Origin of the sequence: Rhizobium sp. AN73, assembly GCF_030757975.1 — a bacterium.
GTDB lineage: Bacteria > Pseudomonadota > Alphaproteobacteria > Rhizobiales > Rhizobiaceae > Agrobacterium > Agrobacterium arsenijevicii.
Window position 1 is genome coordinate 208,133 of the sequence record NZ_JARWME010000001.1, and the last position, 16,034, is coordinate 224,166.

At 59.7% G+C, this 16,034-nt stretch carries 16 protein-coding genes; 14 read left to right on the plus strand and 2 right to left on the minus strand.

Annotated elements, in window-relative coordinates; genetic code table 11:
* The first annotated feature begins 39 nt into the window (after positions 1–39).
* The 5 genes from RBH10_RS00865 (at position 40) to aroQ (ending at position 3,928) form a co-directional block, all read left to right on the plus strand.
* Positions 40–876 carry a transporter substrate-binding domain-containing protein gene (locus tag RBH10_RS00865; protein WP_045022347.1) on the plus strand — a complete coding sequence of 279 codons (837 nt, stop codon included), beginning with the start codon at positions 40–42 and terminating at the stop codon, positions 874–876.
* Positions 877–912: 36 nt separating this feature from the next.
* Entirely contained in the window at positions 913–1,752 is an 840-nt protein-coding gene (locus RBH10_RS00870; RefSeq protein ID WP_281039270.1) for a transporter substrate-binding domain-containing protein, read from the plus strand.
* Between the two features lie 30 nt (positions 1,753–1,782).
* Positions 1,783–2,544, plus strand: coding sequence for an amino acid ABC transporter ATP-binding protein (locus RBH10_RS00875; RefSeq protein WP_006316555.1), 762 nt, complete (start codon positions 1,783–1,785; stop codon positions 2,542–2,544).
* A gap of 74 nt (positions 2,545–2,618) precedes the next feature.
* Positions 2,619–3,488: a shikimate dehydrogenase gene (locus RBH10_RS00880; RefSeq protein ID WP_281039271.1), complete on the plus strand. Its 870-nt coding sequence runs from the start codon at positions 2,619–2,621 to the stop codon at positions 3,486–3,488.
* The gene (aroQ, locus tag RBH10_RS00885) at positions 3,485–3,928 is read left to right on the plus strand and encodes a type II 3-dehydroquinate dehydratase (RefSeq protein WP_281039272.1); all 444 of its coding nucleotides are present in this window, start codon (positions 3,485–3,487) and stop codon (positions 3,926–3,928) included. The genes RBH10_RS00880 and aroQ overlap by 4 nt, the downstream gene beginning before the upstream one ends.
* Here aroQ and RBH10_RS00890 read toward each other — a convergent pair.
* Positions 3,900–4,595 (minus strand): TetR family transcriptional regulator, encoded by a 696-nt coding sequence (locus RBH10_RS00890; protein ID WP_281039273.1) that lies wholly within the window; start codon positions 4,593–4,595, stop codon positions 3,900–3,902. The genes aroQ and RBH10_RS00890 overlap by 29 nt on opposite strands.
* Before the next feature lie 121 nt (positions 4,596–4,716).
* Here RBH10_RS00890 and RBH10_RS00895 point away from each other — a divergent pair, with 121 nt between their 5' ends.
* From RBH10_RS00895 to RBH10_RS00905, 3 genes are all read left to right on the plus strand, one after another.
* Positions 4,717–6,618 carry a bifunctional sugar phosphate isomerase/epimerase/4-hydroxyphenylpyruvate dioxygenase family protein gene (locus RBH10_RS00895; protein WP_281039327.1) on the plus strand — a complete coding sequence of 634 codons (1,902 nt, stop codon included), beginning with the start codon at positions 4,717–4,719 and terminating at the stop codon, positions 6,616–6,618.
* 121 nt (positions 6,619–6,739) lie between these two features.
* The gene (locus RBH10_RS00900) at positions 6,740–8,473 is read left to right on the plus strand and encodes a peptidase M14 (protein ID WP_281039274.1); all 1,734 of its coding nucleotides are present in this window, start codon (positions 6,740–6,742) and stop codon (positions 8,471–8,473) included.
* A gap of 97 nt (positions 8,474–8,570) precedes the next feature.
* Complete coding sequence (locus RBH10_RS00905; protein ID WP_281039275.1) at positions 8,571–9,395, plus strand: AraC family transcriptional regulator; 825 nt, start codon at positions 8,571–8,573, stop codon at positions 9,393–9,395.
* A 71-nt stretch (positions 9,396–9,466) separates the two neighbouring features.
* Here RBH10_RS00905 and RBH10_RS00910 read toward each other — a convergent pair whose 3' ends face one another.
* The gene (locus tag RBH10_RS00910; protein ID WP_281039276.1) at positions 9,467–9,844 is read right to left on the minus strand and encodes a hypothetical protein; all 378 of its coding nucleotides are present in this window, start codon (positions 9,842–9,844) and stop codon (positions 9,467–9,469) included.
* A 376-nt stretch (positions 9,845–10,220) separates the two neighbouring features.
* On the opposite strand from RBH10_RS00910, the gene RBH10_RS00915 reads away from it, so the two are divergent.
* The 6 genes from RBH10_RS00915 to RBH10_RS00940 all read left to right on the plus strand — a co-directional run bounded on the left by RBH10_RS00915 (position 10,221) and on the right by RBH10_RS00940 (position 15,866).
* Positions 10,221–11,393, plus strand: a complete 1,173-nt coding sequence (locus RBH10_RS00915) for an ABC transporter substrate-binding protein (protein ID WP_281039277.1) — start codon at positions 10,221–10,223, stop codon at positions 11,391–11,393.
* Positions 11,394–11,474: 81 nt separating this feature from the next.
* Entirely contained in the window at positions 11,475–12,338 is an 864-nt protein-coding gene (locus tag RBH10_RS00920; RefSeq protein WP_281039278.1) for a branched-chain amino acid ABC transporter permease, read from the plus strand.
* Position 12,339: 1 nt separating this feature from the next.
* Entirely contained in the window at positions 12,340–13,347 is a 1,008-nt protein-coding gene (locus RBH10_RS00925; RefSeq protein WP_111842274.1) for a branched-chain amino acid ABC transporter permease, read from the plus strand.
* Positions 13,344–14,108, plus strand: coding sequence for an ABC transporter ATP-binding protein (locus RBH10_RS00930; RefSeq protein WP_281039279.1), 765 nt, complete (start codon positions 13,344–13,346; stop codon positions 14,106–14,108). Before RBH10_RS00925 ends, RBH10_RS00930 begins: the two co-directional genes overlap by 4 nt.
* Entirely contained in the window at positions 14,089–14,805 is a 717-nt protein-coding gene (locus RBH10_RS00935) for an ABC transporter ATP-binding protein (RefSeq protein WP_281039280.1), read from the plus strand. Before RBH10_RS00930 ends, RBH10_RS00935 begins: the two co-directional genes overlap by 20 nt.
* 245 nt (positions 14,806–15,050) lie before the next feature.
* Positions 15,051–15,866 (plus strand): MurR/RpiR family transcriptional regulator, encoded by an 816-nt coding sequence (locus RBH10_RS00940; RefSeq protein WP_045022368.1) that lies wholly within the window; start codon positions 15,051–15,053, stop codon positions 15,864–15,866.
* The last annotated feature ends 168 nt before the right edge of the window (positions 15,867–16,034 follow it).

Below are 16,034 nucleotides of genomic sequence, written 5' to 3' on the forward strand. Positions count from 1 at the left end.
TCAACAACATGTCATCAGCTTTGTAAGGAGGAGCCAAAGATGAAATCCAACCCTAAATTCTCACGTCGCGCACTGCTCGCGCTCGCCGCAGCAACCGTCGCCCTGCCCTTTATCGCACCGGTCGATGCTTTCGCCGGCACGGTCGATGAGGCCAAGGCCAAGGGCAAGGTCGTGATCGGCATCCAGGGCGACAATTCGCCATGGGGCTTCGTCAATTCCACCGGCGTTCAGGACGGCCTCGATGCCGATATCGGCAAGGCTTTTGCCGAATATCTCGGCGTCAAGGTGGAGTTCGTGCCACTTGCCGTGGCAAACCGTATTCCGGCCCTTCTGACGGGCAAGGTCGACCTGCTTTTCGCAACCATGGGCATGACCGCCGAGCGCGCCAAGACCATCCAGTATTCCAAGCCCTATGCCGGTAACGTGCTTTCCGTCTACGGCCCGAAGGACAAGAAGATCGCTGGTTACGACGATCTGACCGGCGTTTCCGTCGGCGTTCCGAAGTCCAGCGCCATGGATACGGCGATCACCGCCGGTGCAGGCTCCAAGGCCAAAATCCTGCGTTTTGACGATGACGCCGCCAACATTCAGGCGCTGATTTCCGGCCAGGTCGATGTCGTCGGTGGCAACCAGTTTTATGGCGACCGCCTGACCAAGGCAGCCGAAGGCAAATACGAGCCGAAGTTCGACCTGACGACGCTTTACAACGGCGCCGGCACCCGTCCGGGTGAAAAGGACTGGAACGAGACCGTCAACGCCTTCCTCGACAAGATCAAGTCGGACGGCCAGCTCGCCAAAATCTACGACAAGTGGATGAAGCGCGAAGTTCCCGCTTTCCCGGAAAGCCTGCCGGATATTCCTTTCACCGTGAAGTGAAGGATCGGAAGAGGCTGAGATTGGGAGGAGTAACCAATGGGAATCTTTAGGAAACAGACAGCTTGGCGCACAGCGCTTGCAGTCGGATTGGCAGCAGCTTTGCTGCCAATCCTGACGCCCGCAGGCGCAGAAGCCAGAACGCTGGAAGAAGCAAAATCCAGCGGCAAGATCATCGTCGGCATTCAGGGTGACAACGCGCCCTGGGGCTTCATCAACTCCACCGGTGTTCAGGAAGGCTACGATGCCGATCTGGCCAGGGGGTTCGCGGACTATCTCGGGCTGAAAGTGGAATTCGTGCCGCTCGCAGTCGCCAACCGCATCCCGTCGCTTCGCACCGGCAAGGTCGACGCCCTGTTCGCGTCGATGGGAATGACGCCGGAGCGCGCAAAGAATGTACAATATGCGCAGCCCTACGCGCATAACGTCATGTCGGTTTATGCCACGAAAGACAAGAAGATCGCCAACTTCGACGATCTTACGGGCATGACGGTCGGCGCGCCGAAATCCAGTCCGATGGATACGGCACTGACCGCAGGTACCGGCACCAAGGCCAAAATTCTACGCTTCGACGATGACGCCGCCACCATTCAGGCGATCCTGTCGGGCCAGATCGAGGCGATCGGCGGCAACCAGTTCTATGGCGACCGTCTCTCGGCGGCCGGTGGCAAGGATTACGAGGTGAAGTTCGATCTCGTGACCCTCTACAACAGCGCCGCCACGCGCCCCGGTGAAAAGGACTGGAACGAGGCACTCAACGCTTGGCTCGACAAAGCCAAGGCCAATGGCGAGCTCGCAAAAGTCTATGCCAAATGGATGAAGCGCCCGGTTCCGGAGTTCCCGGCCTCGCTTCCTGACATTCCCTACACCGTCAACTAAACGCTGCTGCAAAGCATGAAGGAAAGTTCCATGTCGCAATCCTCCGCCGCACAGGCTCCGCTGATCGCCCTTGAAGGGGTTGGAAAGTGGTATGGAGCCTTCCATGCGCTTAAAGGCGTCAACATGACGGTTCGCAAAGGCGAAAAAATCGTTCTTTGCGGCCCGTCCGGTTCGGGAAAATCCACCCTTATTCGCTGCATCAACCATCTGGAGGAAATCCAGGAGGGCAAGATCACGGTCGAGGGCACCACGCTTTCGGATTCCAGCCGCGCCATCGATGCGGTTCGCCGCGAAGTGGGCATGGTGTTCCAGAGCTTCAACCTCTTCCCGCACAAGACCATCATGGAAAACTGCACGCTGGCGCCCATGCGGGTGAAGGGCCTGTCGAAAGCCGACGCGGAAGCCACCGCGCGCAAATATCTGGAGCGCGTGCGCATTCTCAATCAGGCCGACAAGTACCCGGCACAGCTTTCCGGCGGCCAACAGCAGCGCGCAGCAATCGCCCGCGCGCTCTGCATGGAACCTAAGGCCATGCTGTTCGATGAGCCGACTTCGGCGCTCGATCCGGAAATGGTGAAGGAAGTGCTCGACACGATGATCGGACTTGCCCGCGACGGCATGACGATGATCTGCGTCACCCATGAGATGGGCTTTGCCCGGCAGGTCGCCGACCGCGTGGTCTTCATGTCGGAAGGCGAGATCATCGAAGAAGGCCCGCCGGAAGAGTTCTTCCGCGATCCCAAGCACCAGCGTACCCGCACGTTCCTCGGCGAGATTCTCGCCCACCACTGAGGTTTTCCAGAGCCGACAGGCAGGTGGGGTCGCCCCCGCCTCTCCCACCATGTTCGATGAGCGATGACCTGATCATGACAGACACAATATCCTACAAGGTTGCCCTGATTGGCGCCGATATCCAGCTTTCCAAATCTCCCGCGCTGCACATGCGCGAAGGGGCGGCCCACGGCCTCGATTATTCCTATGAGCTTGTCGACGTCGTGGCACGCAACCTGCCGGAAAGCGCCCTTCCCGATCTGCTCAACGAACTGGAAACGCGCGGTTTTGCCGGCACCAACATCACCCATCCCTTCAAGCAGGCGGTCCTTCCGCATCTGCATGAACTGTCCGACGATGCCCGCATGCTCGGCGCGGTAAATACCGTTGTCTTCAAGGACGGACGCCGCATTGGACACAATACGGACTGGTACGGTTTTTACGAAAGCTTCATGCGTGGCCTGCCGGATGCGAAACGCGACCGGGCGCTGCTGGTCGGCGCCGGCGGTGCAGGCGTTGCGGTCGCCCATGCGGCGCTGAAGCTCGGTATCAGCCATCTCGATATCTGCGACCGCGATTTCGGCCGCGCCGAGCGTCTGGCGGCCGAACTCAATGCCCGTTTCGGCGAGGGTCATGCCTTTGCCGTCAAAGACCCGGCGGAGTCCCTGCCCTTCGCGGACGGGCTGATCCACGCCACACCGATGGGCATGCCCGCCCATCCCGGCATGCCGGTGGATGCAGATCTGCTCGAACAGCGGCACTGGGTGGCTGACATCGTCTATATGCCGCTCGTGACCGAGCTTTTGGCAACGGCAGCGAAAAAGGGCTGTCGCACCTTGCCCGGCGGCGGCATGACCGTGTTTCAGGCGGTCGGCGCGTTTCGCCTGTTCTGCGGCCGCGAACCGGACGCCGAGCGCATGACGGCGCATTTCACCGAAATTTGCATGGCCGAGGGTGTGGCATGAGCCTTTTCACCATCCTCAACGGGCCGAACCTCAACCTGCTCGGCCAGCGCCAGCCGGAAATCTACGGTTACGAGACGATGGCCGATGTGGAAGCCAGCTGTCGCAAGATTGCCGAGGCCGCGGGCCACGAGATATTCTTCGCCCAGAGCAACCGGGAATATGAGCTGATCGACTGGATCCACGCGGCCCGCGGCACATCGGCGGGCATCGTCATCAATCCCGGCGCCTTCACCCATACTTCGGTGGCGATCCTCGATGCGCTCAATGCCTTCGAGGCGCCGGTGATCGAGGTTCACATCTCCAACATCCACAAACGCGAAATCTTCCGCCACCATTCCTACGTCTCGACGCGCGCCGAAGGCGTGATCGCCGGTCTCGGCATCGAAGGTTACGGGGTGGCGCTCAGCCACCTCATTGGCCGTCTTTCCCGATCGTCGTGATATGGTCGGGGCTCAGCACATAACGCAACACCATGTCGCTGACGTGCTGCGACAATGTCTCCTGACCGTTCTCGGTAAACAGGCCGTCGCCGAAGATGAACGAGAAGGTCGCGACGTTCGAAACGTTGAAAAACGACAGCGCGCTGATCTGCCAGTGCAGTTCAAGCGCGTTGATGCCCTCGCGGAAGATGCCGGCTTTCTGGCCGCGCAACAGCACGCCTTCCAGGGCATCGATGGCCGGCCGGTTGAGCTGGCGGATCGTTCCGGACGATTGCATGTGTCGGCCGTGATGAATGTTCTCAATCATCACCATGCGGATGAAAGCCGGGTTGCGACGGTGATGGTCGAAGGTGAACCGACAGAGCTTGTCGAGCGCCGCGATCGGCGCCATGTCGTCAAGCTCCAGATCGCTCTCGCCGCCGCGCACCTTGGCATAGGCTTCCTCAAGAACGTGCTGGTAAAGCCCTTCCTTGTCGGTAAAATAATAATAGATCATCCGCTTGGACGTGCGCGTTCGGGCGGCGATCTCATCGATGCGCGCACCCGACAGACCGTTTTGCGAAAATTCCTCCATCGCGACGGAAAGAATATCGCGGCGCACCCCTTCCGGATCGCGCTTCGCCTGCCGGGTTTCGGTGGTGCCGTTCGAAGTTGCGCTTTTTGTCATGATCCATCCATCAGCAGGGTATACGGCTTGCCGCCGCACCCTTATTATTAACCAATTAGTACATAACGCTGAAAAGGAACGCAATATGGCGAGCTATGACACAGGCAAACAGGGCGTGCCAATGCGTACATCCATCGCCACCGTCTCCATCAGCGGCGAATTCCCCGAAAAACTGGCGGCCATCGCCAAGGCCGGCTTCACCGGCGTCGAGATTTTCGAGAACGATTTCCTGACTTACGACGCCTCGCCGCGCGAAGTTAAGGCCATGGCGGCGGATCACGGGCTGGATATCACCCTTTTCCAGCCGTTCCGCGATTTCGAAGGCATGCCGGAACCGCACCGCACCCGCAACTTCGAGCGCGCCGGGCGCAAATTCGACATCATGGGCGAACTCGGCACCGATCTGATGCTGATCTGCTCGAATGTCTCGCCGGTGTCGCTGGGCGGCATAGACCGCGCCGCCGCCGATTTCCATGAACTTGGCGAGCTAGCGGCCAAACACGGCGTGCGCGTCGGTTACGAGGCGCTGGCCTGGGGCCGCCACATCAGCGATCACCGTGATGCATGGGAAGTGGTGCGCCGCGCCGACCACGCCAATGTCGGCATCATCCTCGACAGTTTCCACACGCTGTCGCGCAAGATCGATCCCAACTCCATCCGCTCCATTCCCGGCGACAAGATTTTCATCGTGCAGCTGGCCGATGCGCCGCTGATCGACATGGACCTGCTGTACTGGAGCCGCCATTTCCGCAACATGCCGGGCGAAGGCGACCTGCCGGTGGTGGACTTCATGCGCGCTGTCGCTGCAACCGGTTATAGCGGCCCGCTGTCGCTCGAAATCTTCAACGACCAGTTCCGCGGCGGCTCGGCCCGCCTGCTGGCAGAAGATGGCCATCGTTCGCTGGTCAACCTCATGGATCAGGTGCGCCGTCTCGAGCCGGATATCCGCATCGATGTGCCGGCCATGCCCGAACGGGTGCAGACGCAAGGGGTAGAATTCGTCGAATTCACCACCGCACCGGAAGAAAAGGCCAATCTGGAAGCGCTGCTCGCCACGCTCGGTTTTGAAAAAACCGCCCGCCACCGCAATCGCGACGTCGATCTTTACACGCAGGGCGATATCCGCATCGTCATCAATACCGGCGGCAACGACGAGAGTTTCGCCGGCGCGTCCTATTCCATCCACGGCACCAATGCCTATGCATTCGGCCTGAAGGTCGATGATGCGCAGGCGGCACTTGCGCGTGCGGCAGCACTTGGCGCGCCGACCTTCGCCGAACCGCGCAAATTGGGCGAGGTCGCCGTTCCGGCCATTCAGGGCGTGGGCAACGGCGTCATCTATTTCCTCGACGGTTCAACGGCGCTCGCCTCTATATGGGACAACGAATTCGCGCCGGTAGAGGCGAAGACGTCGGCGGGCGATGCCCACCTGACCCGCATCGATCATCTCGCGCAAACAACGCATTACGACGAAATGCTGACCTGGCTTCTGTTCTACACATCGCTGTTCTCGACACGCCGCACGCCGATGGTGGATGTCGTCGATCCCGGCGGTCTGGTGCGCAGCCAGGCCATAGAAAGCGTTCCCTCCCCGAATTTCCGTCTGACCATGAACGGCGCCGACAACCGAAAGACCTTTGCCGGAAAATTTCTGGCCGAGGGCTTCGGTACCAGCATCCAGCACATCGCCTTTGCCACCGACGATATTTTCGCCACCGCAAAAGCGATGCAGGCGCGTGGTTTTCATGCGCTACCGATCTCGCGCAATTATTACGACGATCTGGAGGCCCGTTTCGGGCTGGAGCCGGAATTCTCCGATGCGCTGCGGGAGGCGAGTATCCTCTATGACCGCGACGACAATGGTGAATATTTCCAGATATACAGCCGCACCTTCGGCGAAGGTTTCTTCTTCGAAATCATCGAAAGACGCGGCGCATATAGCGGTTATGGCGCAATGAACGCCCCGTTCCGCATCGCCGCGCAACGGCGTCTGGCCCCACCGATCGGCATGCCGAAGGAATAGTCGCGGGGTGAAATCTTTGGGTTGGGAACGATCGTGATATTCTGTAACCTCTGAGTTTCTCAAAGTCTGGTGACGCTGAATTCCGACCTCCGCGTCACCGGCAGAATCTCAAGGGATCGCGATGAGCAGAGTTTTCGAACAGTCTTTCGAGCGCCGTCTGGATGAACTCGTCGCCCATGCGAAACCCGGCCAGTCCTTCGAAGCATGGACCTTCGACGATCCGATAAGCCGTCGCGAGGCCGAAAACAGGCTGAAGCAAAAGGGCGTCAGCGCCCGCATCCGCAGCGCCTACAAGCCGCTGCTGTTCGCCTTTCTCGAAGAAATCGATCTTCATGGCGTCGAGGCCATAGAGGTATTTTACCCGGTTCACCCGAACACGCCCGCCAACCGTTTCCGGCTGGAAGCCTATCCGCTGGCGGCACTGGTCGGCGATACGAAGATAGACTTTACCGCCCGCAACGACGGTGCCTTCCATTATGACGTGACGCTCCATCGTGCCGAGGGAACACAGAGCCTCAAGGTTCTCGCGCCGAACCGCGTTCACACCGATATCGTCGACGAAACCAATGTCTCCTCGACCGGCTGGTTCCGGCTTGCCGGGGATGAGGTTGGCGAACGGCTGGAGACGGATTACGAACGTCTTTTCGAGGCTGCGATCCACGCGATTGCCCACCATGACTGGGGCAATGACGAGCCCTATTTCGAGGAACTGAACATCCGCATCGCCTATCCGGCTGAAGACATCGACCTGCCGCTTGGCAACGAGGTCGTCAGCCTTCGCGAAGCACTGCATGAGGATCTCTATTTCTCCCTGCTGGAATTTTTCCAGAAGAAATCCGGCCGCCCGCTTGGAGATCGGGGCCTGAAACCCGGCCAGATCGTTCCGGAAATCGTCAAGAGCGACGGCGAGGTTTCCGTCCGTATCGAGACCCGATCACTCACCACCGCCTTCCTTGATGGCGCCGACCAGCCAATCGATACCGCCAGCGAACCCGTGGCCGCCGGTCAAATCAAGCAGTTGCTGGCGGAAATCGGCGGCGAGGCGTTCGAGGCACGCTCACGCTCCGGCCGTGTTCTTTCCGCCCGTTACGTCGCAGGCAGCGATGCCGCCGTGATGATCAGCGGCGGCCAGCATCCCAATGAGACCACCGGCATGGTCGGCGCCATCCGGGCGGCACGACAGCTTCGGCAAAGACGGGGTGCACATTTCACCGTTTCGCCGCTGGAAAACCCGGATGGTTATGCGGTTCACCAGCGGTTGCGGGCCGATAATCCGCGCCACATGCACCACGCGGCGCGTTACACGGCGCTTGGCGACGATCTGGAATATCGCACGCGGGAAAGTTCGGGTGGCCATATCAACGAGAAAGAAATCCGTTTCCAGGCGCAGGCGTTGAGCGGTGCCAGCCTGCATCTGAACCTGCACGGTTATCCCTCCCACGAATGGACCCGGCCGCTTTCGGGTTATGTGCCGCGCAATTTCGACATGTGGACCCTGCCGAAGGGCTTCTTCCTCATCATGCGCTACCACACCGGCTGGGAAAGGCAGGCGGAAGCGCTGCTGGAACGGGTCACCCGCCATCTCGGCACCATTCCGGGTCTCATCGACCACAACAACCGCCAAATCGCTCTTTATGAAATCCATGCCGGGGAAACCGGTTTCCGCTTCATCAACGGTTTTCCGTGCCTGCCGTCCGTCGACGACCGCCCAGTCGCACCGATGACGCTGATTACCGAATATCCGGACCAGACGATCTATGGCGAGAACTTCATCTCCGGCCACACGGCGCAGATGGAAACGGTCCTTTCCGCCTATGACGCCTGGCAGGATATTTTCGCGCTCGAAACGGCGTAACGTCGAATCTTCGCCAAGCCGGAACAACAAGTCAAATCCGATCAAGCATAAGGTGGAGCGGTTTTGCATGATGCGGGCGTGAACCACAGGAGACCCCATGCCCGCTCTGGACAAGCTCATCTGGCAGATCGAAACCGATCTGCATAAAAACCTGACATTGACAGCCCTGTCCGACCGCTGTGCGATCAGCACACATCACATGTGCCGGCTGTTTCAGCTCGCGACCGGCCTGTCGATCATGTCCTATGTCCGGGCGCGCCGACTATCCGAGGCAGCAAAAACCATCGTGCGTTACGATGCAGACATCCTCACCGTCGCGCTCGGTGCGGGATACGGGTCCCATGAGGCATTCACACGAGCCTTTGCGAATTATTTCAACATATTACCGAGTATCGTTCGCAAGGCGCGATCAACCTCGTCTCTTGATCTGATGGAGCCTTTCAAAATGAAGAAAGACATGTTTGTCGAAGTCCAGGCACCGGAAATACGTTACCGCGATGCCTTCATGGTGGTCGGTCTCAGCACACCGTGCTCACTGGAGAACAACGGCAGTATTCCCGCGTTGTGGCAAGCCTTCAATGCGCGCGAAAACGAAGTCGAAGCGGCGGTTTCCGGCGCAGCCTACGGTGTATGCAGCGTTGCCGATGACGCTGGAAACTGCACATATCTCGCCGGCCTCAAGGCGATGAAGAAAACGCCCGGCATGGATTACGTCGAGGTGCCGGCGCAGTCCTACGCGGTCTTTGCGCATAATGGCCATATCTCGGATCTTCCCAAGACGGTTTATACGATCTGGAACAAGACCTTGCCCGACGGCGGGTTCAAAACCGCGCATTCCCCCGATTTCGAAATGTACGACCGGCGTTTCGATCCACAAACGGGGCGAGGAATGGTGGAAATCTGGATTCCAATCGTCACTTGAGGCCAACCAACGCGCATGCCCCAACTTCTGCGTGGGGTATGCGCCGCTGTCCTGTCGCTTGACGGAGAGGTTTACTTCGCCGGCGCAGGCGCGGCGGCGAGCTTTTTTTCCCGCTGTTTCTGCAAAAGCTTCTTGCCTTTGCTCAGAATATGCAAATTCGCAGCGTCCAGCTTGTTATAACCCGCCTGAATAATATCGAGATCGGCAACGTGCCCGATTGCTGCCAGTTCATGCATCACGTCACCGACAGCCACATCGACGGTGGGTGGGGCCAGGTTTGCAACATCCTTCGTCGCCGCCTGAATGCCCTCCGCCGTACCGCCCATGACGTGATACAGCGCCAGCGCCTTGCGGAGAAAAGCTTCGCGGCGCTCGATCTTGTTATTGAGTATACTTTCGCCGACGCGATTTCGCATAAGCTCAACGGCTTTATTCTGATATTCGCCCATCAAGACACCAAATGAAATTCAAATATGCTTCGGGAGACTACGAATAATCCCCTTAGAACTGGTTAAGGCACGTGGCTTGCGCGGGCATGACCCTCATTTTCGTGGTGTGTCGCCGAGACCGGTTTTCATAACAGGACATTTTCGATGCTGCGTGCCGAGACGACACCAGTCATGATGGCTGCGGCAGCACTGCACATTGAGAATCACGGGATGATCACTATTGTGCGATCTCGCATGGGAAAGACACGGCGGACGGGAATTGATAACCATCAGGTTATTTATCGCCCTCATTTTTTCATTTTACTTTGACCATCGCACTTACCAGTCTGGCTGACTGGATCGGTGGAGGGAGCCACGGATCAATTGGGAGGAAATCATGAAACTACGGATCACCGCCGCAATCGCGGCCATCTGCTTCAGTTCCGTTGCTTATGCCGATACGATCAAGGTCGGCGTAGTCGGCCCGTTCTCCGGCCCCTTCGCGCTGCAGGGCAAGAACTTCAAGGCCGGTATCGACGCCTGGTTTGCGCTTCACGGCAACAAGGTCGGCAGTGACACGATCGAGGTCGTTTATCGCGATGTGCCGCAGGCCGACCCTGCGCAATCCAAGGCGCTGGCGCAGGAGCTGGTGGTGAAGGAAGGCGTGCAATATCTGGCCGGCTTCTATTTCACCCCTGACGCCATGGCCGTCACGCCGCTCCTGAAACAGGGCAATGTGCCGATGGTCATCATGAATGCCGCCACCTCGGCCATCGTCACCAAAAGCCCCTATGTGGTGCGCACCTCGTTCACGACATGGCAGACATCCACGCCCATCGCCAAGGTGGCTTTTGATGGCGGCGTCAAGAAGGTCATTTCGCTGGTCAGCGATTACGGTCCGGGCGTCGATGCGGAGAATGCCTTCAAGGCGGCCTTCACCGCCGCCGGCGGCGAGGTCGTGGAAAGCATCCGCATGCCGCTTTCCACCAATGATTTCAGCCCGATCATGCAGCGCGTGAAGGATTCCGGCGCGCAAGGCGTCTTCGCCTTCCTTCCGTCAGGCCCGACAACGCTCGGCTTCGTGAAGGCCTTTAACGATAACGGCCTGAAATCGTCAGGCATCAAGCTGTTTGCGCCGGGCGATCTGACACAGGAATCCGACCTGCCGGCGCTCGGCGAAGCAGCACTCGGCATGCAGACGACCTTCCATTATGCCGTCTCGCATGATTCCCCTGAGAACAAGACCTTCGTGGAGGCCGCATCCAAGGCGATCGGCAATCCCAAGGAATTGTCCTTCCCCTCGGTCGGCGCGTTTGACGGCATGTATGTCATCAGCAAGATGATCGAGGCGACCGGCGGCAAGCAGGATGCGGAAAAGGCAGTCGAAGCCGTAAAGGGTCTTTCCTGGACAAGCCCGCGCGGCCCTGTCAGCATCGATCCGCAAAGCCGTCATATCACGCAGAACATCTATCTGCGCGAAGTCGCCAAGGGCGATGACGGCAATTATTACAACAAGGAAGTCCAGACTTTCGAAAAACAGGGCGATCCGGGCCTCGCCGCCGCTAAGTAAACGGCAGGGTGTGAACAGGCGGAGCCGCCTTTGCGGGCGGTTCCGGCACGGGTGCAATCGCATCGGGAGGAGCTTTCGAACATGCAGACGGTCTTCAGCATCCTTGTCGATGCGCTTGCCTATGGCATGGTGCTTTTCATCATCTCCATCGGCCTTTCGGTAACGATGGGGCTGATGCGGGTGGTCAATCTGGCCCACGGCGCCTTCGCCATGATCGGCGGTTATCTCGCCTCCTATGCCGCCCATGGCCTCGGCCTTGGTTATGCGGCCGCGATCCTTGTCGCGATTGTCGGCACCATCGTGATCGCCATACCGCTCGAGCGGTTCCTTTATCGGCGCATTTATGGCGCCCCCGAACTGACGCAGGTGCTGATGACCATCGGCATCACCTTCTGCATCATCGGCATCGCCAATTTCGTGTTCGGCCCGACGCTGAAAACCATCCCGCTGCCGCAACAACTGGCAGGGCCTACCGATTTAGGCTTCCGCACCATTGCCACCCACCGCATCTTCGCCATTATCAGCGGCCTCGTCGTGGCGGGTGCCCTCTGGTTCACCTTCGAAAAGACCGCCTTCGGCATCAAGCTGCGAGCGGCGGTGGACAATGCCGCGATGGCAGCGGCACTCGGCGTGCGCACCGAGGTCATCTATGCCGTAAGCTTTGCCATCGCCGTCGGCCTTGCCGCCATGGGCGGCGTCATCGGCGCGGAATTGCTGCCGGTCGAGCCCTATTATGCGCTGCGCTACATGGTCACCTTCCTGGTGGTCGTATCCGTCGGCGGCGCAGGCTCGATCCCCGGCGCGCTGATCGCCTGTCTGCTGCTTGGCGCCATCGAGACGACCGGGCGGTATCTTGCCCCGGAATATGGCGAATTCTTCTTCTATCTGGCGGTCATCGTGATCATCACGCTGTTTCCGCGCGGCCTTCTTGGAAGGGCGAAATGAGATGGCGGTGCTCATGAACGACCTCACTGAAACGGCAAAACCGCCGAAGGCCCGCTCGCCCCTGCGCGCGATTGGCGGTCCGCTGCTCATCATCATCGCCGCCATCGCCGGTTACTTCCTGTTTCCGGATAATCTGGCGCTGTTGACGCGCATCATCGCGATAGCGCTTCTCGTGCTCTCCATAGATCTCGTTACCGGCTATTGTGGCGTGGCGACACTTGGCCATGCGGCCCTGTTCGGTGCCGGCGCCTATTCCGCCGGCATTGCCGCTGCCCACTACGGTATCACCGACCCGCTTCTCATGACCCTCATCGGCGCAGCAGTGGGCGGCATCGCGGGATTGCTGTCCGGCACCGTTCTGTTGCGCGCGCACGGCCTGCCGCAACTGGTGCTGTCCATCGCCGTCGTCCATCTTTTCCATGAGGCGGCCAACAAGGCGTCGGACTGGACGGGCGGCAGCGACGGGCTTGCCGGCGTCTCGCCCGATGCGCTGTTCGGCACCTTCGAATTCGATCTTTACGGCCGCACCGCCTATATCTACGGCGTATGCCTGCTGCTTCTGGTTTTTCTGGCACTTCGCGTCGTCGTCAATTCGCCCTTCGGCATGCTGTGTCGCGGCGTCAAGCAGGACAGCATCCGCATTCAGGCCATGGGCGGTTCGGTCAATGGCACGATTTTGAAGATGTTCGTGATATCAGGCATCGTCGCCGGAATCGGCGGCGCGCTGAACGCCATCTCCACGCAGGTGGTCGGCCTCGACAGCCTCAGCTTCACGCTGTCTGCCGAAGCGCTGGTCATGCTGGTTCTCGGTGGCGCGGGCTCGCTTTATGGCGCGCTGATCGGCACCGTCACCTTCATGTGGTTCGAGGACGTCGTTTCCGCCGCCAATCCGTTCCACTGGCTCACAATCGTCGGCCTGCTTCTGATCGCCGTCGTGCTGTTTGCGCCACGCGGCCTTTATGGCGCGGGCGAACAGATCATCGCGCGCCTGCGGGGAGATCGCAAATGAGCGCCATTTTCGAAGTTTCCGGCCTGCAGAAAAATTTCGGCGGTCTCGTCGTTACCAACAATGTCTCGCTGTCGCTTTCGCCCGGCGATCGCACCGTGCTGATCGGCCCCAACGGCGCTGGCAAGACCACCTTCGTCAACCTCGTTACCGGAAACATCAAGCCATCCGCCGGAACCGTGCGGATTGCCGGAGAAGACGTGACGGGGCTCAGCGCCAGTCATCGCGTGAAGCGCGGACTTGTCCGCTCGTTTCAGGTGACGCGGCTGTTCCAGGACATGACGCCAGAGGAACATGTCGCACTCGCCATTCTGCAAAGGGAAGGCAGGACGGGCCGGATTTTCGGGCGTTACCGCGCCATGCCAACGGTGATGAGCGAGGCGCGCGACATTCTCGGTACGCTTGGCCTGCTTGCCATCGCCGAAACCCGCGTGCGTGAAATCGCCTATGGCCAGCAGCGGCTGATCGAGATCGCACTCGCCATGGCGCTCAGGCCCAAAATCCTGCTGCTTGATGAACCTGCCGCCGGCGTTCCCTCGACAGAAACGACGCGTATCGAACAGGCGCTCGACCGCCTGCCCGCCGACCTCGCCATATTGATGATCGAACACGACATGGACCTGGTCTTCCGTTTCGCCAAACGTGTGGTGGTTCTGGCGGCGGGCGCCGTCATCTTCGACGGTTCGCCTGATGAAGTGACCAGCAATGCCGAAGTTCGCCAAGCCTATCTGGGAAGTTACGCCGATGCCCGCAGCGCCGCTTGAAATCGCCAACCTGACCGCCGGTTATGGCCCCACCCGCGTCATCGAGGGACTGTCGCTTTCCGTTCCCGCCGGTTCGCGTTTCGCGGTGCTCGGCCGCAACGGTGTCGGCAAGACCAGCCTGTTCGCCACGCTTGCCGGGCAGACGAAACGGTTTTCCGGCGATATCCGCCTCGGCGGACAGGACATCACCGCCCTGCCGAGTGCTGCCCGCGCCCGCATCGGTCTTGGTTACGTGCCGCAGACCCGCGATGTCTTTCCGACGCTCACCGTCGAGGAGAACCTTTTCGTCGGCCTCAAGGGGCGACCGAAATCGGCCATCGAGGAAGCCTACACGCTGTTTCCGCGCCTGAAGGAAAGACGCCGCAATCTCGGCTCGCAACTCTCCGGCGGTGAGCAACAGATGCTCTCCACCGCCCGCACCATCCTCGGCCAGCCGCGGGTACTGCTTCTCGACGAACCGCTTGAGGGTCTCGCCCCGGTCATCTGCGAGGAACTGATGGCGGCCTTTTCCAAACTGGCACAATCAGGCGAAATGACCATTCTCCTCGTCGAACAACGCATCCAGATGGCCATCGACTTCGCCGACCACGCCATTATCATGGAACGCGGCCGCATCGTCTGGGAAGGACCGTCGGACGATCTTGCGGCAAACCCGGATATTATCGACACGCATCTTGGGGTTGGTGGGTTGCATTAGCTCATCCCACCTCCGTCATTCCTGCCTTGAGCCGGAATCCAGCCGACGCGCGTCGGCGCGGCGAGAGGTCCCTTTTCAGCCCAAAGACCTGGGCTCGCTGGATTCGGCATGACGGAAGCGGCGGGTTCCTACATCACATCAAACTCCATCCCGCCTCATTTTTCCCCTTCCTGAAAAACCCAATGGAATAAAAATTCCACAACGGCTAAAGTGCACACGATTTCAATGTGCACAAGGGAACGACAATGACGGCAATCGAGGCGCCAGACTCCGTGAAGGCTTTTGAGGAGCGGTTGCTCCATGTCGCGGAAGGCCTGCCGAAACGATTGCGCCAGTGCGCCGATTATGTCGCTTCCAATCAGGACCGCATTGCCGTTTCCACCGTTGCCGAAATGGCTGAAGGTGCGGGTGTGCAGCCCTCGGCCTTCATGCGGTTTTGCCAGATCCTGGGGTTTTCCGGCTTTTCGGAGATGCAGCGCCTGTTTCGCGATTCCTATGTCGGCGGCTGGCCGGATTATGCCACCCGGCTCGACCATCTGCGCGAAAAGGGCGACGAGAGCGCTTCCGGCCTGCTGGCGGAGTTCGTGGAAGCCGGTCGTTCCTCCCTGGAAATGCTGCTGAAATCGGTCGATACCAAGCAGCTTGACGAGGCGGTTTCGGCTCTGGCAAAGGCACGCACGGTGCATATCATGGGCTTGCGGCGCTCCTTCCCCATCGCCAGCTATCTCGCTTACGCCTTCGAAAAAATGAAGGTGCCGGCGGTTTTGCACAGCGCCGTGGGTGGCCTCGGCAACCTCAGCGCCATCTCCCGCGACGACGCGCTGATTGCGATCACCTTCTCCCCCTATTCGGCGGAAACGCTGGAATTGGCGGAGATGGCCCGCGCCAACGGCATTCCCGTCGTCGCCATGTCCGATTCGGCCGTCAATCCGCTGCGCAAATCCGGCGCGACGCTGTTGACGGTGACGGAAATCGATTTTGGTGCATTCCGCTCGCTTTCCGCCACGCTCTGTCTCGCCATTACACTGGCTGTCGCTGTTGGAGCACGCAAAACAGCCTGAATATTTTTATTGAAAACACCAAAAATAGAATTTATAATCCAAATCCATGAAACGGGCATTCCATTATCGTCCGTCTCTTGAGGGACGATAAGTGGGCGGGGAGGCTCACCGGAGCGGGATGGCAAAAAATTCGGGCGGTCTTGCCCGGAATGCCGCTCCGGACATGTG